The organism is Psychrobacter sp. AOP22-C1-C5 (assembly GCF_052378885.1).
In the GTDB taxonomy this organism is placed as follows: Bacteria; Pseudomonadota; Gammaproteobacteria; order Pseudomonadales; family Moraxellaceae; genus Psychrobacter.
The window spans coordinates 320,141-343,554 of sequence record NZ_JBQSYC010000004.1 but is presented as its reverse complement, the minus strand read 5'-3'; the positions used below and the strand labels follow the sequence as shown (position 1 = coordinate 343,554).

Annotated in this window: 13 protein-coding genes; all 13 read right to left on the bottom strand. The window is 37.4% G+C overall.

The features are described 5' to 3' along the window. Nucleotides 1-456: 456 nt before the first annotated feature. The 13 genes from ACT3TH_RS08255 to ACT3TH_RS08195 all read right to left on the bottom strand — a co-directional run bounded on the left by ACT3TH_RS08255 (nt 457) and on the right by ACT3TH_RS08195 (nt 22,932). Nucleotides 457-2,304: a phospholipase D-like domain-containing protein gene (locus ACT3TH_RS08255; RefSeq protein WP_102077217.1), complete on the bottom strand. Its 1,848-nt coding sequence runs from the start codon at nt 2,302-2,304 to the stop codon at nt 457-459. After that, nucleotides 2,304-5,924 carry a DEAD/DEAH box helicase gene (locus ACT3TH_RS08250; RefSeq protein ID WP_102077216.1) on the bottom strand — a complete coding sequence of 1,207 codons (3,621 nt, stop codon included), beginning with the start codon at nt 5,922-5,924 and terminating at the stop codon, nt 2,304-2,306. The genes ACT3TH_RS08255 and ACT3TH_RS08250 overlap by 1 nt, the downstream gene beginning before the upstream one ends. Nucleotides 5,925-5,953: 29 nt before the next feature. Beyond that, nucleotides 5,954-8,932 carry a type I restriction endonuclease subunit R gene (locus tag ACT3TH_RS08245; RefSeq protein ID WP_444755360.1) on the bottom strand — a complete coding sequence of 993 codons (2,979 nt, stop codon included), beginning with the start codon at nt 8,930-8,932 and terminating at the stop codon, nt 5,954-5,956. A gap of 1 nt (nt 8,933) precedes the next feature. Further along, a complete protein-coding gene (locus ACT3TH_RS08240; RefSeq protein WP_444755359.1) occupies nt 8,934-10,121 on the bottom strand; it encodes a restriction endonuclease subunit S in 1,188 nt (395 codons plus the stop codon). 2 nt (nt 10,122-10,123) lie between these two features. After that, complete coding sequence (locus ACT3TH_RS08235) at nt 10,124-11,599, bottom strand: type I restriction-modification system subunit M (protein WP_444755358.1); 1,476 nt, start codon at nt 11,597-11,599, stop codon at nt 10,124-10,126. Beyond that, nucleotides 11,599-13,359, bottom strand: a complete 1,761-nt coding sequence (locus ACT3TH_RS08230; protein ID WP_102077213.1) for a DUF262 domain-containing protein — start codon at nt 13,357-13,359, stop codon at nt 11,599-11,601. The genes ACT3TH_RS08235 and ACT3TH_RS08230 overlap by 1 nt, the downstream gene beginning before the upstream one ends. After that, nucleotides 13,359-14,837, bottom strand: a complete 1,479-nt coding sequence (locus ACT3TH_RS08225) for an N-6 DNA methylase (protein WP_444755357.1) — start codon at nt 14,835-14,837, stop codon at nt 13,359-13,361. Before ACT3TH_RS08225 ends, ACT3TH_RS08230 begins: the two co-directional genes overlap by 1 nt. Before the next feature lie 241 nt (nt 14,838-15,078). Then, the gene (locus ACT3TH_RS08220; RefSeq protein WP_444755356.1) at nt 15,079-15,831 is read right to left on the bottom strand and encodes an IS5 family transposase; all 753 of its coding nucleotides are present in this window, start codon (nt 15,829-15,831) and stop codon (nt 15,079-15,081) included. Nucleotides 15,832-15,911: 80 nt separating this feature from the next. Then, a complete protein-coding gene (locus ACT3TH_RS08215; protein WP_102076417.1) occupies nt 15,912-16,358 on the bottom strand; it encodes a hypothetical protein in 447 nt (148 codons plus the stop codon). Then, nucleotides 16,352-18,697, bottom strand: a complete 2,346-nt coding sequence (locus tag ACT3TH_RS08210) for a hypothetical protein (RefSeq protein ID WP_444755355.1) — start codon at nt 18,695-18,697, stop codon at nt 16,352-16,354. The genes ACT3TH_RS08215 and ACT3TH_RS08210 overlap by 7 nt, the downstream gene beginning before the upstream one ends. Continuing rightward, a complete protein-coding gene (locus tag ACT3TH_RS08205) occupies nt 18,684-20,270 on the bottom strand; it encodes a site-specific integrase (RefSeq protein ID WP_444755354.1) in 1,587 nt (528 codons plus the stop codon). The genes ACT3TH_RS08210 and ACT3TH_RS08205 overlap by 14 nt, the downstream gene beginning before the upstream one ends. Then, the gene (locus ACT3TH_RS08200; protein ID WP_201605697.1) at nt 20,260-21,543 is read right to left on the bottom strand and encodes a site-specific integrase; all 1,284 of its coding nucleotides are present in this window, start codon (nt 21,541-21,543) and stop codon (nt 20,260-20,262) included. The genes ACT3TH_RS08205 and ACT3TH_RS08200 overlap by 11 nt, the downstream gene beginning before the upstream one ends. Before the next feature lie 120 nt (nt 21,544-21,663). Then, a complete protein-coding gene (locus ACT3TH_RS08195) occupies nt 21,664-22,932 on the bottom strand; it encodes a tyrosine-type recombinase/integrase (protein ID WP_045455641.1) in 1,269 nt (422 codons plus the stop codon). Between the last annotated feature and the right edge of the window lie 482 nt (nt 22,933-23,414).

The following is a 23,414-nucleotide window of genomic DNA, read 5'->3' as shown; positions in this document are numbered from 1 at the left end:
AATTGATCGCCCTGAACCTTCAGCTTCTTGTACTAAAAGTTCTTTAAACTCAGCACTGTAAGTTCTACGTTTGGGTTTGTTAGGTGGTTGTGTTGTCATGTTAGTGTCCACGATTATTAATCGTGGACACTATCTCGCATTTTTTAAGTGAGCAAAAGATGGGATGGTCGGATGCTTACGATGATCCGTCCAATTTTGCCAATAAAGCCGCCGATGAACTCTGTGATGAATACATCGGTTATCTCAGAAATCAGCGCATGGAGGAATAACTATTACACCTGCCAGCATCAAAAAACAGCCGCTATAAGTGGCTGTTTTTCGTTTAGGGCGTTACCTACAACTAAACCGAGCTAATAACGCTCCTAGAGCTGATCAACACGCTTAGCAAATCGTTTAGGCTATCAAGTTGTACTGTCTCAAAATCGTTTTTCGTTAATTCATAGCGTTAATTTGGATTTAAAGACTTCTAAATACTTTAATAAAATCTTTAGCTACATCCCAACCTTGAACATAAACACCTATTTCATGGTAAATCTCTACAAGGTTATTAGGGGCACTTGCAGACAGCCAATTTAAGCTAGTAATCAGCAAGTCATTATTATCCCAAGCTAATACCTTGGCATGACTATTGGAATGATGCGCACCCAATTGAGATAGAGAGTCGGCAGACTTCAGATCATCATGCATCTCAACAATTTCTGAATGATCGATATAACTTGATTTCTTAGAGTAATAATAATATTTTTTAGCTTCCGACTTTTTTAAAGCATCAAATATAGGCCTTATAGGTGAGGTGTTTATAAAGTCACTTATAATATATATCTTGTTTTTTGCTTGAGCGGCTAAGTCAATATAACTATGATGCTGGTGCTTTAGCACTAATCGCAGCTCCAGCTTTTCATTGTTAGGAATATCAACGTCATTTGGCGTATCAGCTATATTGCTTGAAAGCCCCCGAAACTCCTTACGCACTTTGCTGTCAAAAGTGCTTTTTCCACAGCAAATATTAGCAGCGATCTCTAAAAAATATTTAGTAAATTGATCATTGCAAACAACAACTGACGCCTCAAATCTTTCAAATTTTGCATATAAGAAGTTGCATGAACTGACCATAGTACACAACCCCTTGTCTACATGATTGGTTATAACGAACTTTGCATGCGAGTCGGTACGTCTGAAGTCATTATAATTTACAACATTTAGCATGCCTTCCTGGTGGCAGCTTTCATTAAAATCTCTTAATTTTTTTTCAACAGCCTTATCTTCACTATCTGATTTTTCAAAGTTTTCATCTGTTTCTTCTGCATTACTTTTGCCCCATAAAATATAAACTTGAACACCTCGTTTCAAAGCCTCTTTAATTTCTAGAAAAAGATGAGTATAGCCATCATCATTGACAATGCACCATTTACCTATGAAAGTAGAGTGAATGACTAGAAAGTCAGTAGAGGACTGGATTAGCTCAATGAGCTTGGCTTTGGTGTTGTGACCGCCGTAAACAAAATCTACATCGCCTCTCTTGGCAATAACCTTGATTTCATAGTTATTTCCATCTTTGCTCAAAGGTGCTTTAAGCAAAGAATTATCATCCTTGACTATAGCTGGAAGTGTATTTGTGATTTGTCTAATAAGCTTTTCATTCAGCTTCTTTACTTTGTTGTCATCGATTATCCTTCCTTCCTTACGACCTTCTATATACAACATATCTACCAGTAAATATTTCTTAGTAGTTAATGTATATACAGCCTCGTCACGTACGTTGTCTATTTTTTCATGCTCCCTGGCCATAACGCTATACATTTTTGTGTACTTGGGATAAGAATTGCTATCATCTATAGGCAAGGTAACTATATTCTTGTTTTTATTAATCTCACTCATATACCTTGCATGAGTAAGCAAAAGGGAGTCAAAACTATAAACGCTGTAATAGTTATCAAAATAATCTACAAAAACTTCTCTTTTTCTTTGATATTTATCGACCTTACAAATGAGTTCATGTTCTTTAACGCTTAAAGAATAAGCTATCTCACCCATTTCCGTTATTCTAAAAATAAAACTGTCTCTAGAAGTAACAATATCAATCCACCCGACATTGCACATGGGTAGTAAAATCTGAATGACAACTTGAGTTTCTAGATTGGAGAAGTCGCTAAGACTCTTAACAGTCATCTCTCTTTGACTTAACTCTTTTAAGAAAAGGTAATCGATAATTGACCAATTGGTTTTTCTACTAATACTAAATGTATATTCATTAGTAAGGAATGGGATAGCAATCGTATATTTTATAGTGTTTTCTTTATTCATTAGAGGCCCAAAAATGATTTTGATTGAACAAAGTTAATGTTATTAAATACCTTATTTTCAGTATCAATTGAATGATCATTCATTAATTCAAAATCATCAACAAACATTTCAACAAAGAGATTCAAAAAGTCCCTATCCATATCGTCCAAATAACCCCTATTGTTAGCATAAGCTTTATTTTCAAGCAGCTGCCAATATCTGAATAAACCGAAACAGCCAACAATAATCATTTTATGTTTAGCTCTACTCAGCAGTACGTTCATTCTGCGCATATCTGATAAAAAACCCAAAGCAGAAGTAATAGGCTGACAACTATTATGCCTTACTAGGCTAATGATAATAACGTCGGCCTGATCACCCTGATAAGAGTCTACTGTTTTTGCTATGTCTTGATCATTATGTTTGCTCGAAAAACAGCTATTTATCTCACTCTTTTCAACCAGGTTATTGATCATATTCACTTGATTTACATAAGGGCTCAGTATCTTAATTGAATAATTTTCATCACTATTAGTATGTATTTTGGATAATAATTCTTTAATAATACGGATTTCGTGTTTATTGACGTTCTTATTTTCAAGACTACGCATCCTAACATCACTATTTTTATCAGGTAAATCGACCCATATTACTGCATTATCTTTATTCAACCCTTCTAATTTAGAATCCTTAAAGATAAATGGGGATGCGCTATTATAGAAATCTGCGGTTTTAGGATAATCTTTTAATTTACCATCATATACAGCGTTAGAAACAATCCGAGAAATCTGAGGGTGCATTCTATGCTGTGTATCGATCATGCTACCAAAACTTTCTTTTCCTCGACTCCTAATACTTTCTGCACTTTGACACAGACTTTTGAATAAAGAGAAATATTTAGAAAGGTTGCTAAAATGCTCAGCTTTAGAGGTTTTGTTTATGTCAGCATAGTTAAAATCAAGATCAAAAATGACGCCTTTTCTAAACCCTATATTTGACAGCTGCTCTATAACCAAGCCCATATCAAACCTACCAGGGTTTTTAATAATTTTTTGGACATCCTGTTCTGAAAATGCTGGAAGTTGCTTGTAGTCTCCAATAAGAACTCTTTTGCTGGATACTATCATTGGTGACACCAACTCGATACCCGATGTCTTGCCGCACTCTTCCATAACAGACACATCAAAATTGATATTATTCTCTATCAACTCTTCCATTAATTTAGAGTTAGAGGTTGTAAATACTAGATTGGCAGCACGTAAAACTTGATTGAAAAACTTAGCGTCTGATTTACTAATAAATTTATCGAGCTTCTGCTTAATAAGCGGTTCTTTGGAATATTTACTAAACATCTCGCTTTTTTTGAATTTATCAATATAAGGGTTTGTCGCGTTTTGAATAAGGGTTTCTGCATTACTACCATCGTCATTTTTTTCAGCCTTAAAGTTTGGGATGATAATTAGGCTATCAAAAGACTCGTGCTTTTTGAGTTTCTCAGTGATTTCATCATAAAGCATATTGACAGTGGCATGACTCTGAGCAGACAAAAGCACCTTTGAGCTGTTTTCTTCGTGGAAAAGATAATCAACATAGGTGGTTATAAGGTGTGTTTTACCCACACCTGGAGGGCCTTCAATGAAGTAATTTGGTTGGGTTTTCACCAAAGAAGAAAACACTTCTTTTTTGGATTCATCTAATGAAATAAGAGAAGCCTCAAGATCAAATTTGCGAGAGGTAACAAAGAATTTTTTGGACGGGTCTGCGATACTTGATATTAAAGAGCTTTGATTGAGTAAAAAATAAAATATTCTCTCCCGCCTTTCAATTTGAGCGATTGTTCCATCATGGTCCTTAGGGTAAATTCTAACCAATTCTTCTGATAAATTACTTATGCTCCGCTCTAACGGTTGTTTTGTGGAGAATATATAGTCTAGATTGGGTGATTGCCCCACATATTCCGCATCTAACTTGTCTTTTTTGTCTGTGCTTCTACGAGACTTGGTGGTAGTCTCAATAACCCATTTGTCAGTAAGTTTAGATGGATCGCTAAAGTGTTGTTTAAATCTATCAAAAGGCTGTCTTAGGCTTAGTGAGTCTGATAGCTTGTTGTTAATATCATTATTTTCTTTTTTGTACTCTAACGTATAATAAAAGAGCCCATCATCTAGGATTAACCCTTTTCCCTCTTTTAGTTGATCATCTTCAATGCGATCTAGGCTAATTAGGTACTTTTCCGTTTCCGAGCGCGCTACGTCAATCGCAAAAGATAACAACAAACCCTGAAGGCATTGTAGCTCAGAGTCTGTATACTTTTGCTCTTTTTTGAACTGTATTAACTTTAGCTTCCATGAGTTTTCATCCGAAAACTCGTTCTTTTGCATAAGCTTAAATGCATTAGGTATAAAAACCAAACTCCCCTTAATTTCGATGGTTTCTGCATAATTCAGCCAGTCAGGGACACTATCATATATGGCCGTTATGTAAGAAACATACCAATCATCAAAGTTAACGTGCTTGAACTTTTTAAATCTATATAGAAAATTCTTCCCTTTTAAAATAAATCCATTGCGATACCTATCATTAAATATACGAAAGGGGTCTAACGTAATATCTTCTTTGATAATGTCGATGACATCAGAACTTGTTAGGTTCTGAGCATCATAATTTTGAACTGCATTGTCGATTAAGTAATTTTTAATAACGTTTCTAATGTCACCAAATATCTCAGAATCAAAGCCTGCTGTTGTTATATAGAATACCGGCGAGAATGAATTATCAACTTCTGACAAGTCTGTAATGGCTTGTTCTACTAATAACTTTAGCTGAGTCTTATCCACTAATTTAGTATGGCCAGTTGAATGACCCTCTAGTAGAAGTCTTACCGCCAATGCTTCGTTGCGCAGTAGTTTTTCTTGAAAACTGTCGGACTCAATTCCCAATAATTCTAATATTAAAACACCTAAGTCGCTCCAGTCTTGGTGAGTCGTGCAAATAACATCCTTGTGCTCACCCATAAATATAGGTTTATTAATCTTGTTAAAATCTAATGATTTTTCAAAACCACTCAGCACCAATCTTTCAGTGTCGTCAATTTCTTCACTTTCTTTATAAATCACGCTATTAGTATTGATGTTTCTGTGAATGATGTCTTGGCCATGCAATATCTCAATGCCTTCTATCAGCCTTAGTATATTCTTCCATAAAAGCATTCTACTGGTAGTAGACATTATCTTGTCTTTGCTTAACCAATGACTTTTGCTCTTAGAAAACAAACCTATCCTTGCAGGCTTGGCTTCTATTGCTATTAGCTTGGTATCCAGTGTTTTAGACTCTTCATCAGTGGGGTAGATTAGGCAGTAATTACCACTGTTATCGATGAAGCTATCATGGATTACTTCAAGATATTTTTCTGCATTAGTAACAGATTTTAGCTTATTTAATTGCCGAGTTTCGTTTAACCAAATCTCTTTGGCCAACTCTTCATTAAGTGAGTTTTTTGCATGCCAAAATTTCAGCTTAAACACTGTGTCATTATCTAAATACTTCCACACTTCTAGTAAATCAGTCTGTGACTCTTCTTCAATTTTAATCTTGAATTCATCATCTATTGAGTCTATAAATGCCATTGTTGTAATTTCCATATGAATGCTGTAGCTGTATACTTAATAAATTAGTAATACTCTTTAATATAAGCATAAGCCCGATCGAACAGTTCTTGGTCTTTGTGTAGCTTATACTTCAAAAGTGCCTTGCGTAAGGATTTTTGCACTTCACGCTCGCCAGCGCTGGTTGTTTGCCAGCCAGGAAAGCGAACAATTCTCACAATGGCATCGATATCAGTAACAATGCGTTCGACCACTGCTGGTGTTTGATCTGTTTTCAGCTCTAGAAACAACTCAGACAAAGCAGCTGTCGGTGATTTCTCTTGAACATCGATTTCTAGCTCTTTTTCTGCTTGTACCGTTTCTTTAGCAATCTTACAAAGCTCTTTTACAAAATCAATTGAAGCCACTAAACCTTTCTCAGCTTTATCACGTAAAGCTTCAAGTCGTTCACTGAGAGACTTAAAGGTAGGCAGATCTCCGGCTCCTTTGAAACGCTCAATTAATGCCTTCTCTAACTGCTTTACTTTTTTCGGACTAGGATTATTGAAGATTTCCTCGATGATATTTGCATCCATGACAAACTCATCTAATACATGCACGCTACCCACATGCACGTTGTCATGGATTAATTTGGTAGTCTGCGCACCGAGCGTCAACCAAAGCAATTTACCAGTGCTGTCAGAAGCGGGTTTAACCGATTCATAAACCTGAGCCAGCCATTTATAGTCTTGGTTATATTCATCTAATACTGAGTCCGGTGACAACGATTCCCAAAGCTTAAATAAAAACTTAAAGTCCAATGCGAAAGCATCTTTCTTTTCATTATTGGCTATAGCGTTCTGTGCTGCTTCTAGGCCCTCAAAGCCTTCTAATGTTCTATCTACACCTTCAAAGTGGGATAGGGCATTATTAATGGCCCCCGGTAGCTGTTCGCGTAGCTCTGACAGGTCAGTAATGATTTGCTGAGCACCTAGCTCATCAAACTCTAGCGCTTTTGCGGCATCATCAAATACGCCAAAGTAATCAACAATACAGCCAAAGGTCTTGCCAGGATATAGACGGTTGGTTCGGCAAATCGCTTGTAGCAAGGTATGGTCTTTCATGGACTTATCTAAGTACATGGTCTGACAAATAGGCGCATCAAAACCTGTCAAAAGCTTTGCAGTAACGATAATAAACTTCAGCTCTGAGCTTGCATCATTAAACTCATCGACAATTTTTTCTTGTTGGCTCTTGTCTATGCCCCATTTTTTCTTAAACTCATAATCATCATTAGCGGTAGTGGAAATAACCACTTTACTGGCCGCCTCAGGGAAGTGCTCATCAAGGGCTTCTTTATATAAAACACAAGCATGACGATCGGGCGTTACTATCATTGCCTTAAAGCCGTGAGGCTCTACTTTTTCCATAAAGTGGATAGCAATGTCTTCAGCTATTCTAGTAATGCGCTCAGGTGACTTTAGAAAGGCGGCCATCTTGGCTGACTTTTTATTTAAGGCGTCGGCGTCTTCATCACTTAGGGCTTGGCTTTCTTTAAAGTCAGCAAAGGCTTTATCGAGCGACTCTTTATCAATATGCACATCAACTAATCGTGGCTCAAAATGTAAGGGTAGGGTGGCTTCATCACGAATGGAGTCATGAAAGGTATAGCGACTCATATAGCCGCCTTCGTCTTCCTCGGCACCAAATGCCCAGAATGTGTTCTTATCCGCTTTATTAACGGGCGTACCGGTTAAGCCAAAGAGAAATGAGTTAGGTAAGGCCGCACGCATCTGACGTCCTAGATCGCCTTCCTGTGTACGGTGGGCCTCATCTACCAGTACGATAATATTATCTCGGGTATTCATATTTGGCTTGGCGTCACGGAATTTATGAATAGTAGAAACGATTATCTTACGGGTATCACGCTCAAGCATCTGCTGTAATTCTTTGATACTTTCAGTGCTTTCTACGTTAGCGATGTCGGCCGCATTAAAGATGCCGCTTATCTGGGTATCTAAGTCAGTTCTATCTACTAATACAATAACAGTTGGGCTTTTTAATTTGGCTTCACGGCGTAGTTTTTGAGCGGCAAATACCATTAGTAAAGATTTACCTGAGCCCTGAAAATGCCAGATTAGACCCTTCTTGATTTTACCTTCAACCACACGTTCAACGATTTTATTCGCGCCTTCATACTGCTGAAAACGCGGTATTATTTTCATGCGCTGCTTTTTCTTATTACTGCTGAACAGGGAGAAGTTACGCATGATATCGAGCAAGCGTGCAGGGCTCAGCAGGTCCGACAATTCTTTACCAACTCCACCTAAACCAAAGCTTCTAGCGATAGCATCGTCATCATTACTTAGACGCCAAGGTGCCCAAAATTCTAATGGACAGCGTACAGAGCCATAAAAGAACTCTTTGCCCTCGGTAGCAAAGGAGAGGATATTAGGCACAAATAACTGTGGTACCGCATTTTCATAAATATTGTGTATTTCATGCGCGCCGTCTAGCCAGCTAACAGAGGGCCGAATAGGGGTTTTAGCTTCGCCGATGACGACAGGAATACCGTTAATCATCATAACGATGTCGGGGATTTTGGTTTCTCTATAATGAATACGAAACTGGTTAGTAATAACGTACTGGTTATTATCTAAGTTTTCAAAGTCAATTAGGCGAATAGACACATGATGATTATTCTCACCAAAAGGCATGGTCTTTTCGCCCGTTAACCACTGGAAAAATTCTTCGTTAGCTTTGACCAAACCAACTTGGTTCACCGAAATTAGAATAGCACGCAGGGCATGGATGACTTCATCAGCCAATGCAGGGTTAGCTTGAATCTCAGGATTCAAGCGTAACAGAGCCGCTTTTACTTGCGACTCAACCATCACCTCATTCACACTGCGGCCAAGCTGCTCTGCGGATTGAAACTGCCATTGGGCACCATACTGACTGCGAGGCTCATTCACTTGGCTGCTCTCATGAGAAGCGTTTAAGTTAACGCCACTCATTTGATTGATGATGTAATGCTCTACGCTGTTTAATTCGGTGAAGGACATTTTAGAAGACCTGATTAATTAAATTACTTCTCAATACGCTAGAGTTTGAAATCTTTTTTGAAATTTCTCGGTTGATTTTATCGAAATGTAGTAGTTTTGATTCAATTACCTCTAAGTTCATCTTGTCTGGCACAACGACTTTGAAGGAACGCATAGATGATTTTGAAATTTCTAAAAATGTACTACCTCCAGCTAAACGAGTTAACTCAGGAGTGACGTGTTGCAACATAAAGTAAAGGAAATAATTACTGACTTCACCATTGCAGATAAAGTTTGAGAAACCTTGGTTCGTTGCCATTTCAATATCATTAATAACTGCAAAACCAATTGTTGCTCTGGAACAGAATAAAATGGAACCGGGCGGATAGACCCGATTTGAAATGTCTTTAAGCCCTTCTTTAGTTATGTATTCTTTTGTTTTAGATAAATGAATACCTTCATGCTTTGTTACATCTGTAGGAGTTAACCAAGGTATATCACCATCCCAAAAGCTATCATTACTTCTTGAAGGGGTTGATCCGCCACTAATATCAGCTAATTCATCTAAACGCTTAATTTCATATCCTGCTGGTAGGTCAGGCTCTATACCTGACCTATACTTTAATAAAGACGACTTTATGTATGACTCGCGAGTATAGTCCAAAGCTTCTTCAAGTTTTTTTTCAGTATTTATATGGTGATCAATTGACCATAATAATTCGGCAAAATCTTTTTGCTTTTCAATAGGTGGGATTTTAAATTCTTGATGCTTCAATGTCCCCCAATTGATAGTTGGCGATAATGACCCGACGGAAATGTCTACAGCGCGATTCATAAACAAATCTGAGTGTATAAAGAAAGGAAAGAGTGCAGGATCAATGACATCGGGGTTCGCCCTTACAACAAGAGCATGTGCTGAGCAGAACCCATCACAAGTCGCTATACCTGCTTTGCGCTGATAGGCACGGCGACGACCAAAAATGATATCGTCTTTATAGAACTTCAGTTTAATACCATTTACATCATCAGGCGTACCATGGCGCTTAATATGCAGGGATTCTGAGTCAATATGCTCCAGGCCAATATACACTTCTAAATCGGTATTGTTAGGATCGACACGCTCTGAAATGTTTTGTGCAATCTCATCAAAGCGATAGGTTTTCCAGTCTGACTTATCTAAATTGTTTAGGTCAATTTTTTCGGTTGTCATGATTAACCTAGCTCCTTAAATAGTTGTTCCATACTGGCTTTTAACTGCTTGGAGGATTGAGTCCAGTTGGTTAAAGCCTCATCGAGGCTTATTCGTTCTTCACTACTATCAACATTACTAACATATAAAGCCATATTTAGGCTGGCATTATGCTTTAGGACGTCCTCAATGCTAACCACTTTACAGAAGCCTGCTTCATCTTTGTACGTGGTATAAGCGTTATAAATGCGTTCAATATGATTGTCTTCTAAAAAGGCAATATTCTTATCCTGCCGCACTTCTTTGACGGCGTTGATTATAAGTATTTTGCCTTGCTTACTTTTCTCTTTTTTAGTCTTAGTAATCAGCAGGCAAGCTTCCATCGGTGAGTTATAGAACAGGTTAGGCCCTAGACCAATGACACACTCTACCAAGTCTTCTTCAATCATTTTGCGGCGCATCTGCATTTCAGCATCACGAAACAAAATACCGTGCGGCCACAATGAAATAGAACGGCCATTACCTAAATCTAGACTTTTTTGAATGTGCTGTTGGAATGCATAATCGGCACAGCCTTGCGGCGGTGTACCCCATAAATTTCTGCCGTAAGGATCGTTTTCAAAAGCTTTTCTATCCCAAGATTTAATCGAGTAGGGTGGGTTAGCCAGTATCACATTAAACTTTTTCAGTTCACCATTTTCTATTAAGCCTGGATTGGCTAAGGTATCGCCACGCACAATCTCAAACTCTTCAATACCGTGCATAAACATATTCATGCGAGCAATGGCTGAGGTCAGCAGGTTAATCTCTTGACCGTAAAGTTTTAGCGTGCGGTACTCTTTGCCTTCATCTTTTAAATGCAGCGCACAATTCAGCAATAGGCCGCCAGAGCCACAAGTAGGGTCATACACTGATTCACCTGGCTGTGGGTCCATAATCATGGTCATCAGCTTTACTACGGTACGGTTGGTATAGAACTCAGCCGCCGTATGGCCGCTATCATCAGCGAACTCTTTAATCAGGTATTCGTAGGCGTTACCCAGCTTATCATCAGGTACATTGGCTAAATTAAGCGTGTGCTGCGAGTAATGCTCAATAAGGTTCGTGAGCATGGCATCAGATAGGCGCTCTTTATTGGTCCAGCTAGCATCACCGAAAATACCTTGTAAAGTATCAGGATTGGCTTGTTCAATGGCACGCATAGCGCCTTGCAGTGCTTGGCCGATATTAACTGTAACTTCACGAACGTCTTGCCAGCGCGCACCTTCTGGAATCTGGAAATGGTGGTTTTCTGCAAAGGCTGCGTACTCCATATCGCCGTCTGATTCAGCCAATGCTTTCTCGAACTCTTCATCGTACACATCAGAGATACGCTTAAAGAATAGTAAAGGAAAAATATACTGCTTGTAGTCGCCAGCATCAATGGTGCCACGTAACGTAGTGGCTGCACCCCAGAGGTATTTTTCTAAGGACTTTTGGTCAAGTTCTTGGTTGGCCACTATACTGCCTCCTCAATTGACTCTTCAATATAAGTAACATCAAATAACTCATACAGTTTTTTTCTTAAAAGTTGTTTTCGATTTGAAAAGAATTCTTCGAAATCTGCTAGCTCTAATGACTGCTCATCTAAGATGTAATTTCGCTTTCGGTAATAAGTTGCATCATCAGTTTTATCGTTAACCCATTTAGAGAGATCAGTAGCCTGTTTGACAGTATTTTCCCGGCCTTCGAGTAACTGCAAGTTAGGCACTTGGTCTCTCATATCTTGCCATTGTTTGATAGTTTCACCGTCTATTCCAACTGCTTTCAATAGTGAGGGCTTAAATTTGCTGTGAGGATGCATGTGATCCTGGTGAAATGATATTTGATCTAACCTTAAGTCTGGATAAAGCGTCGAGAGTAATAAGAATGAAAACGCACCCTTTTTGTACTCTAAGAAGTTTTCGATGTCCGTGGTATCAATTGTTAGCTTTTTGCCACCTGACATTTTCGTATGTTTATATACAGAAAAATCAAACTTAGCGTCTTTAAGTATGAATGTATCACCATTGTCGGCCTTTATTCTTAAGCCATCACGTAAACCGCTTAGTGCGGTATCTGCCTGACCACTATAAACCTGCTTCAAGAGACTATGTACAATCAATTTTCTTAGTTCTTGTTTAGCTGTAGGATCTACCTTTCCACCTTTGTATAAGTAATAGGCCAATGGAGTTGCAGCATAGTTGGAGGATAATCGCTTCTTATTAAAGCCAAACTCTCTTAGCATTGCTGCTGCATCTATTAGGGCCTTGCGAATATAGTCCCAATTATCTTTTATCTTATTGATGTTCGTAGAGTTAAAGGTCTGCACCTTAAAGTTCATTGGGGCATCTACAAGAAATAAGCATGTCCGCATCAAAAAATCTGTATTGAAATTGAACAGACCGTCTTCGCCATTCATATCAGATATAAGTTTCTCAATTTGGTCACGACCATCTTCCCAGTGTGCCACTAAGGTAGAGAATAGAAGATCAGATTTTGATAGTATCGTCCCGCCGCTATTAACGCGTACAAAAATATCTAAGATATCATCTAGGTCTTTATTAATGATCTTGAAGTAACTCACTAACTGATCATCATTAAACTTATTGAGTAACCGATTAATTATCTTTTTTGCTTGTCTTCTATTTTCGATTAACAGATCTGATCTACTAGGATCAATCTCTATTAGCTCATCAACAATATTGTCAGAGTCAGCATCCGAATCTTCGAGCTCACTTAAAATATTTCTAACAAGATAAAAGTAACCGCTTTTACTATTTTGAGCATCTTTGTCGGTTAAGAATTTAAACTCATAATCATCATTCAATAAGTTTATATACATTTTACGTTCGGGGTATGCGCTATTGTTCGTGCTCTTTGCATATTTCCTCTTAGTGCAATACACACCTTGAAGAGCAATATACATTGAACTAATACGCTGCTGTCCATCCAATACGCCACGAATTTCAAAAGGAAAGTCGTAGTTAACTAGTTGATTTTTAGAGTCACGCTCATGATAATTCTTAAGAAATTCATAAAACGTATATTCATTGGCTTTCTGAGCTGTTAATTCCCAAAATAAGAAAGTTCCAATCGGGTAGTCCTGCATAATAGAATTAAACAATCTGCATATTTTTTCTTCGCCCCAAACAAACTTTCTTTGTATGGCAGGCAAGTAGTATTTGTTAGAGTTAATATCTTTAATCAGCTGCCTGATAGATAGGCTTGAATATGCCATTATAAGAATCCTTTTAGTATAGTTTTAAACTTATCTTCTGCTTCTAGGCTGGCTTGCCAAGCTTCTTTTAGGTCAGTCATAGCTTCTTCCACACTAGGCAAGTTGTCTTCAATGATTTTTTCTACGTAGAGTGGAATATTGAGATTAAAATCGTTTTCCTTTAAGTCTGCAAAACTGGCGACCTTAGCGTAGTTCTCAACATCTTGGAAATCGCTATACCATTGGTATATTTGCTGAACATGCTCTGGCTCTAGGTGATTTTGAGCGCGTCCCACACGTATTTGTTCAGAAGCGTCGATAAAGAGCACCTTGCCTTTTTTATCGGCATCTTTGTTTTGTTTGAAGACCATGACACAAGCGGCTAACTGGGTTCCATAGAATACATTAGGACCTAAGCCGATGACGGCTTCTAAAATATCTTGATCTAATAGTGCTTTACGGATTTTACCTTCAGCACCTTTACGAAATAGGGCACCATGAGGCAATACCACGGTCATACGGCCTGTACTATTCATGGATTTAACCATGTGTTGTACCCAAGCCATGTCGCCATTACCTTTAGGTGGCACGCCAGCAATATTGCGCCCATAGGGATCATCAGCCCAATTATCCGCGCCCCAATCTTTTAAGGAGAATGGCGGGTTGGCTATGACACAATCAAAGGTTTTTAAACCATCGGCCTGAAAAAAGGCGGGCTCGCGTAAGGTGTCACCACGTAGAATTTCAAAATCTTCTATACCGTGTAAAAACATATTCATACGTGCAATAGCACTGGATGTCAGATTTCTTTCTTGGCCATAGAGTTTAAGCGTACGAAAGTCTTCGCCGTTATGTTTCAGGTTATCGACACACTCTAATAGCATACCTCCGGTCCCACAGGCAGGATCATAGACAGATTCACCTTCGTGCGGATCAAGAATAAGTCCTAGCAAATGCACTACTGATCGCGGCGTGTAAAACTCACCTGCTTTTTTATTGGTTAGGTCAGCAAAGTGCTTGATTAGATATTCATAGGCATTACCTAGCATATCTGGATTGGCATTTTCATGACCTAAACGATACTGTGAAAAATGCTCAATTAGATCAATCAGTAGCTTATCTGGCAGCTTATTTTTATTACTCCACTGAGCATCACCAAAGATACCGTACAAAAAGTCTTGGTTGGCTTGCTCAATACCGCGCAGCGCCTGTTCGATGGCTTGACCTACATTAGTAGTGGTTTCGCGTACATCGTTCCAGTGGCAGCCTTCTGGGATTTCAAATCGGTGCATTTCTGGCATTGATGCATATTCAATATCACCGTCAGACTCTGCTAAAGCCTGTTGGTATTCTTCGTCATAAACGTCAGAGATACGTTTGAAAAATAGAAGGGGGAAGAGATACACCTTGAAATCTGAGGCATCGACGGGACCTTTTAAGATCCAAGCAGCTTTTGACAGGTATTGCTCTAATTGGGACAGTGATAAAACGTCACTCATTAATAGATTCTCTAAATAAAACAAGTATGAATAAAATATAGCAGGATAAAAAATGGCAGACTAAAATCAAATTTTTACTGTAAAACACTAAACTATTCTTATAAGGGGTTACTCTACAACTATTAGCCTTAAATATCTGTATCTAGCGATGTTGCTTACCTCTAAATGATGTCCTTGAGTGTAAACTCTATTGTAACTTGAACAGGTCAAGGAGCAAAACAGACTAGGGCGTGTTGAACATTCATAATTTGAGCCAGATATAAGCGCAAGCGAGAGCGACTGTATTTTCATAACTCTGCTTGAGCTTATCAAATCTGGTGGCAACCGCCCTATACTGTTTTAGTTTGGCGAAAGCATTTTCTACTAGATGCCTCGCTTTATATAAGTCCCAGTCCATATGGTCGTTAGAAGACTGAGTATTTCGTTTTCGAGGGATGTTATCATGCGTCCCGGCTTGTTCAATATGCGCTCGTAGTGCATCAGAATCATAGCCTTTATCCGCACATAAAACCTCTGTATTGCTCAAATTAACTTTGTCTATTAAATCAGGTGCGACTTTAGCATCATGGGTCGTACCATCTGACAAGATAAAGGTGATAGGATTGCCATGAGCATCTACTGCCAAGTGAATCTTGGTCGCGCGTCCTGCCACACTTTTACTAATGGATTGTAGGTTCTCATTGCCACCACTGCTGTGCTGATGCGCCTTGATATGAGTACCATCAATGAAGACCCACTCAAGATCTGCGTCTTTGATTAATAAAGCAAACAGCGTAATCAGCTTATTACTACGAAACCAGCGCTGGTAAGCTTTATAGATGGTATTAGGCTTGCCAAAACACTCGGGTAAGTCGCACCAAGGACAGCCAACACGCATGCGATAAAGTACGCCTTCAACCGTTTGTCTAAGATTTTCTTTGTCATAGATATTAAGTTCTAGTAATATAGGTTTCAGTCTTGTCCAGTGTTCATCTTTGAGCATAGTGCGAGGCATAGCGAACGATATCTTTTTTGTGTGAGAACTTAAAGATTAACCGTTCGCTATTTTTTTTGCCAGAAATTTATATCCAATGTTCAACACGCCCTAGACTGACTTTTGAGTTCAGATATTAAGTAGGGTGAAAGTAAGTCATCTAGCTCAAGATTAGTTTTCAACTTTACTTGATTAATAATTTCTACGAGGGTAACAGTATTTTGATTCAGCTCATCTTCAAGTTCAGCTATCCTCTCTTTTAATCCTTTATTGGTGTCAAGAAGAGCTTGACGTGTCTTTTTATTGACGTATAGCTGCTCTTCTTTTTCATTCAAGTTCAATGGTAAGAGCTGCTCCATGGTGTATTTTTGAATTAATGCTTTACGTTCTTTAGTGCTAAGCGTACTCAGACCCCCTTTAATATGCCCTTTGGCAATTAGTCTCTTATGTAGAGCAGTATTTGAAATAGGGGCCTTTTTAATGCCTTCTTGTACCATTTCTTTAAGCTCGTTCTCGATAGCTTCATTAAGCTCACTACCTCTTAACATTTGCTTTCTTCCTCATCATTAGCTTTTATCTTTTCGTATTCTAGTGAAAATAGTTCAGCAAGTGTCTTTGGCTGGGAATGCTCAGTATCTATTGCACTATATATATTTACAGGAGTTTTATTACTGTAGCCGACCATAATTTTTTGTTCGAAACCCTCAAGGTTCTGAATTTGCTTTTTTATCCTTAGTGTAAATTCAGAATTATCAGCTAAGCTTTTAGCTTGATCAGTCAGTCTATCTTTAGTAAGTCTTAAATTTTCAAGTTCGCCCAAACGGCCTGTCACCGTAAAATTGACACAGGACGCACCTGACTGGCACGCTAGTCGCTTGGGACAACCGTGAGCCGCCATATTACGCATACACGAGCCAAAGGGTAGGGGATGTAAGTAGGCATGGGTATCTATGAGTTCTTTCGCTTTGTCTGGCTCTGTAGGAGCTATTTCATTAAAAGCTTTAGCAATATCTTCGAAGTAACCATCACCCATAGATTGCTCAATAAAATTCGATATTTCAATAGTACTATCAAACGTATGTAGATTATTTTTCAAGTTGTTTTCTAGGTCTTTATCGTTGCTAAAGAGCATCAAACCATATTCTAAGATGTCATCAATTGGGCTTTTTGCATTATTCTCTGCAGGTTGCACAGGTTCTGAAACTGCCATTAACTCCTTAGATGTTTGAAATTGACTATTGCTACTAGCTAAACTGGCATTTTGGCTGATTTGCTTAATACTCAAGTGTTGGTAGTGTTTGTTTTGCTCAACATCAACCCGACCCATTAACATTGCTTGCAAGTGGTCTGAGATCTCAGCAATAGCTAAAAAGGTGTTAATATTATGGCGTGGAATATGGCTCGATATTTTAGAGGCTTGATTATCGCTATCTTTAAGGCCGTACTTTTCAAATACTGATTTATTTTTACCTGTACCTAAAAAATTATTTATAACACGGTTCTCTAGTATCGTAATATTTGCTTTATTGATTACACCCCGAGATAAGGTAGTGCTACCATATTGAACTATAAATAACAGATCCTCATAGGGAATATTGACTATACGACCCTCAAACTCAAATTTTTTGTTTATAGGTTCTTCGGTAGCATAATTTTCTGTTGATTTAATGAATTTACTTAAAGTTTTTTTACTATAAAACTTTAGCTCACCTGTTCCAGTATTAATTGTCTTATTAGGTTTTACTTGAGCATGTCTGAACACACTTAATATTGCATCTCTTCGACCAGCACGACCTCTTTTTCTTTTTCTTGAGATAAATAAATGATCGATTAAGTCATCTAGCTCGATTAAATCATCAGGAATTTCATCAATACTCTTAGGAAGAAAGTCTTTTAAATCTTTCTGCCTCAAATAAATTAGGTGCTCTCGATATTTTTCGGTAATTTTTAACGTATCTTGTATAATGCTTTTAACCAGCGTAGTAGTAGAAGGCTCAACCCAGTGAATTCTCTCTCCAGCTCCTTTTGCACCATAATATTGTATCCCAAGCATATATTGCGCTTTATCATTAACACTTATAGGCTTATTGGTTTGCAGGTCTAATATAGGCTTTTCAATTAAACAGTCTTTCTTCAGCATTATTATTTCAGTCGAACGGAATCCTGTCACGATAGATAAAAATAGTGAGTTTAGAAGTATTCTTTCACCTTCACTCTGACAAAAATTTTTGAGCGAAGCAATGTTTATAAATGTCTGAATCGAGATTAATTTTTCTGTGTTTATTTCATTTTCATCAATATTTTTATATTTAAGAAGCTCTTTAGTTATTTTTGCTTTTGGTGTTCTGTTATGTTTACCAAAACACTTTAAATCAACTTCGAACTCTAGCTTCTTAGAAGTGAATCCATATTTATTCACTATGTGTTGTAGTCTTCTGAATATTCCAGCATGATTTGGAAGGTTAGCAGCATTACTATTATTCTTTAATAAAAGGTAGGCGTGGTTAAGAATTTCTGTCGATATTTTTTTGGGGTGAGTGTCAGAGGTAAGCTCTTGTAGGGAATAAAACCAACGCTTTAACACTAAAAGTTCAGCAACAAGCTTTTGTGGTGAAACGTTACCATTAGCTTGGCGATAACTGTACACTAGCATGGCTTTACAAAATTCTTGATACTCTTCAGATATATTTATATTTAATAGCCCTCTTACTTTGCTTGTAGAAACAAAGCTGAGGCTTAGCTTGTTCCTTGATAGTAGCCAGCTTGAACCCACACCAGTCTTTAACCAAAAACTATCTTCCCACAAGGCATCATTTGGTTTGTATAAGTTTTTTTTAAAAAACACTTTTTGCTCATCAATGAATTTACTGTAATTAGTCATCTGCATTTTTCAACTCACTATTTAACTTACAGCGCTTAATGACTGACTGTATTTCAAATTTAGTAGCTTCATGAATAGAAATAATTGGATTTGATGAGTTATAAACAGCATCAGAGATATGTATGATCGATTCTAGTTCATCTTGAACACATTCTAAAACCTCTTCATGATGACCATGTTCATAAGGGTGAAAATAGACACATCCATAGCAACTACGCACAGGTTCAAGGAAACAGTTGGCTTTATAGTTACATTTACCTATATTGATGTGAATCTTATTATTAATAAATCCTATTATATTCTTTCCATGATCTTGCTCATGAGTAATAATATCACCAGTCATTAGCATGGCTATTATTTGTTGGTAAACAGGATTTCTACCGAGTGCGATGGCTCGAGTTTGAGCGAGATTGGGCGACGAAAAAATATAATACCTAGCTGTGACTAATGATGAATGACCTAAGACATAGGCAATTTCTTCAGCACTTGACCCTGATAGTGCCATTGAATGAGCTACGTGATGACGGAATTGAGAGCTTGTATATTTAATTTGGATTAATTCACTACTTAAAACTCGTTTCTGATATTCCTGCGGTGAGAATCTAAAGATTTGTTCATTGATGGCAGTAGTACAGTAAGTCACTGCAGAATTACCTAAATTAAAAAGCTGATGTTTCATAGGTAGTTTGAACTGTTTGATATATTGCAAAATAACTGTAGCAATTTCTTCAGGTAGTTTTATAGAAATTTTAGCATGATTGAATCGTCCTTGTTTTGCATAAGGCACAAGTATGCTGTAACGCATATGTTCGCCTTCTTCCGTATAAGTGTCTATCTTTATATCTTCAACAGAAAGTTTTGATAATTGAACGGGTCTCATACCAGTTACATAGATAAGACCAAGGATAGAGGCATTTTTAATGACATTGTCTGCTATTGATTGTCTCTTAGTAATCTCTGAATTCAGTTTCGCAAAACCGTTTTGTATCATTGTAACCGTAGGCCTACTAATAGGATCTTCAATTTCTTGATAGTATAATTTTGAGTTGAAAGTTTTTGGTCTTTCTAATATTTCAAGATCAAGCTCATCTTCTTCACTAAATCCTTCAAAACCTTCAGCTATCAAAAATCTGACAAAGTTCTTTAGTGTATAGTATTCTCTACTTTTAGATTCATCTACAGCTAAATCTAGAAGAATTTCTCTGAAATTCACATAACTAAAAGAGCTGCCGCTTTTTATCAAATTCTGAAAGTTAGACCTGACTTGTTTAAAGTGTTTTGATAAATAGGCAGGGCTATTGAGCTGGGAGTAGTAAGCCAAAAAAAACTTTAATAACTTAACCTCATACTTATCTAAGTATTTTTCTTCAGTAAAGTCTATGTACTCTTTTCTACCGGAGTAGAAAAACTCCCAAGTACTTGAGGTAGAATTGATAAATTTCGTTTCATATCTATCAGCAAGCATAAATCGTATTACATTAGGAATAAGTAAACTCTCAATTTTATTTATCTGGGCTTCAGAAAATAATCGATGACCTGAATAATCAGGAGACTCTAGTGCTAAATTATTAGTGGTCATAGTGTGCACCCACTTTTGTAATTCTTTGAATATTAGCTAAATTGGCATTTTCCGAGATAAATCGGCTAGCATATAAGTATGGCATAGTACTGTTGAGTGACCACCCTGCCATCTTTCTTAAACTTTCAATAGCATTCTCCATTGCCTGCGCCTTGTTGTAACTGTCCAAATATGATTGATAACTATGTTTAAGCATCATATACGCCCATGTATGACGAAGAATATGAGCTGAAATTTTATCAATTGAATCTACATAATTTTTGTCAAAAAATTGAGGATGCTTGCTTTTTATCTTCTCATTTATCGTAGCTATGAGCTTTTTAAGACCTGATTTACTAAGAGGTGCGTAGGGTGCTTGTAACGATAGAAATAGCATGTGACTTTTAGAATCTCGAGATCTGATATTGTTGATATACATGTGAATAAATTGAGCATCACGTTTTTCTAATAATATGGTTCGAACGGATTGAACGTTTTTCATCTGCGGCTTCGATATACGGTTATCTGTTCTATCTTGTGTATCAGTTATAACGAGATAAGTATTACATGTTTTTAAATCAGTCTTAATTGAGTTAAGAGTTAAAAGTAACAGCTCGCCAGTCCTCAAACCGTAGTTTAAGAGCAGATGTACAATGAGAAAGTTTCTTAACTGCGCTTCCTTACTCTTAAATAAAGGTTCTAGTGCTTTTGGCGAAATAATAGAATATAGAGCTTCTTTTATTTCCTCTGTAAGGCTTTTAAAGTTTGTCCCATTTTTATGGGCTTTATGGTGATTAGAGGACAAGTTTTTGACAAGATCAGACTTTTGGGAAAGTGTAGATTTATATCTAACTATTTGAGGGCTTATAGATTTACCGTGTACTTGACTAAAGGTATCTAATAAATAGTTTAAATAGCTGAGGATAGCCCGCAAACGATGTGCAAGCGTATTGTAATTAATTGAAGGATTGCTCCCTAATCTAATTAGCTTTTGGTCAACTACCCGCATATTTTCCAAATATAATATAAAGCTGTCTATTTCTTTAATCATCAAATTAGGGTTAGATTTATGTTCACGGAAATACTTGCAGAATGACTGATTATGTTTTTCTTCCCAGAACTCGTACCACTGCTTAATGCCCTGCAAGTAAGCTCGTTGTGTTGATTCACTTTTAAACTTCAATGAGCTATTAATATAAAGCATAGGATATAAGCAGGGAAGTGTAGTAGTGCTATCAAACAATAGACTAAGCTGAGCTGAGTTGTTTAGAGTAATAGATTTTATTTTCAGCATTTGAATCAAATCCTACGAATATATGAACTTTTATATAGGTGTCTCTTATGATTTAATACTATATTAATACTCTCTACAAAGCAATGAAAATTGAATGATATAATCAGCTTAAAGTAGTTTTCATACAGAGTCTCGCAGCTTATCTATATAGTCAGCCCAATCTTGCATCATGAGTATTCGAGTATCGATTTCATCCAATCGGTTATAAGCGCCACCATGCGTATCCTTTATTCGATGTCCTAATTGCAGCTCAGTCACAATATCTGAGTAACGTAGTTCAGATTGTTCCATAAGCAATGTTTTGGCCGATGCTCGAAATCCATGAGCACACTGAACATCTTTGTATCCAAGCCTATGGAATATCTGTACTAGAGTCGCTTTACTAATATAGCTATTGCTTGAGGCACGCATCGATGCAAACACATATTCTTTATGACCTGTAATTGCTTTTATTCTTCGTAAGCGTTCAATAACCTGAGTGGCTAGAGGTACAACTAAGTGCGATACCATATCCTCACGACCTTCGCCTTTAGTAGGAGAAAACTCCCATAGCTTGTTATCCCAATCTATATCTTGCCATCGCATAGACCGCAAATCGATACTACGCACAAAAACATATGGTAATAAGTTCATTGCTTCCAATGTAATCTTACTTGCACCTTCAAAATTAGACATATCGTTTAGGAGAGTGGCAAACTGATCAGGCTTAGTGATGGCTGGTAAATGGTTGCCTGAGCTGGCAGGTGCGAGCTCGCCACGCGTATCAATAGCTATGTTTCTATCGCATAATCCTCTTGCAACAGCGAATGAGAAGACTTTTTCAGTATAAAGCCGAGTGCTTGCACCAACGAAGGTTGCTTGATTTTCATTATTCTGAATCGCCTCACACACACTTAATATCATCTCGCTCGTGATATCGTTCATTCTTAAGTCGCCAATCTCGCGACACATATATCCTAGACATAAATCCCAAAATTTAAGGGTAGATTCACTAAACGCACGCTTTCTAGAATTGCTACGATTACGACTTGATGTTTTGTGGTCTCGCCACGCTTGTGTAATTTCAGAAAATGTGGCGTTCTTTAGATGAGCATACTTATTGACTTGTTCTTTTTTATGGATAGCTTTAGGGTCAGAGCCTTGTGCGACCATCTTAAGTATACTTTCTGCTTTATGCTTAGCTTCATATAGACTGATTTCTTCGACCTTACCTAGCATCATTCTAGGACGCTTACCATCGATATGCGGATGAGCGTACCTCAAGTAATATTCTTTTTTACCATTTGGATAAATACGAATACTTAGGCCCGCAATACCTGAGACACTAACCGAGTAATCTTTATCTCGGCATTCAAGTATATTAATATCATTTAAATTGTCGACAGCCATAATGCACATCCGTAAGTTTTATAAGCAAGGTAAATTGTGAATGTTAATCTATTAACTCTATACTGAGATTTAGAATAATCTTTGCACATACTTTATAAATTCTGAAAAAGTATCTTTTGGAAAATATAGATAGTTATTGGACACTGAAATGGACACGGTTATTAATCTATTAAGACATAAAACCCTTTAAAATTAAGTATTTTAGGTACAATTATCCCCAAGTGAAGGTTGGGGATAATTATAGTATAGTGGAGAAAGAGGGAGTAAGCTATTTTTTTGTTGATATATATGGCGTTTGAAGGAATAAACTTCATATAGATTAAAAGTAAGAGTGCTGTTTGCTATTGGCAATAGAGTCCTTCGACATATTTGCACGAAAAACCGTGCTCCTGTACTCGCACAGAATACCTTAATCAGGGTGATAGTACTGTTCTGTGCAAATTTGGAAGGTATCAACTCAATGCTTTAGATTAAGATATCTC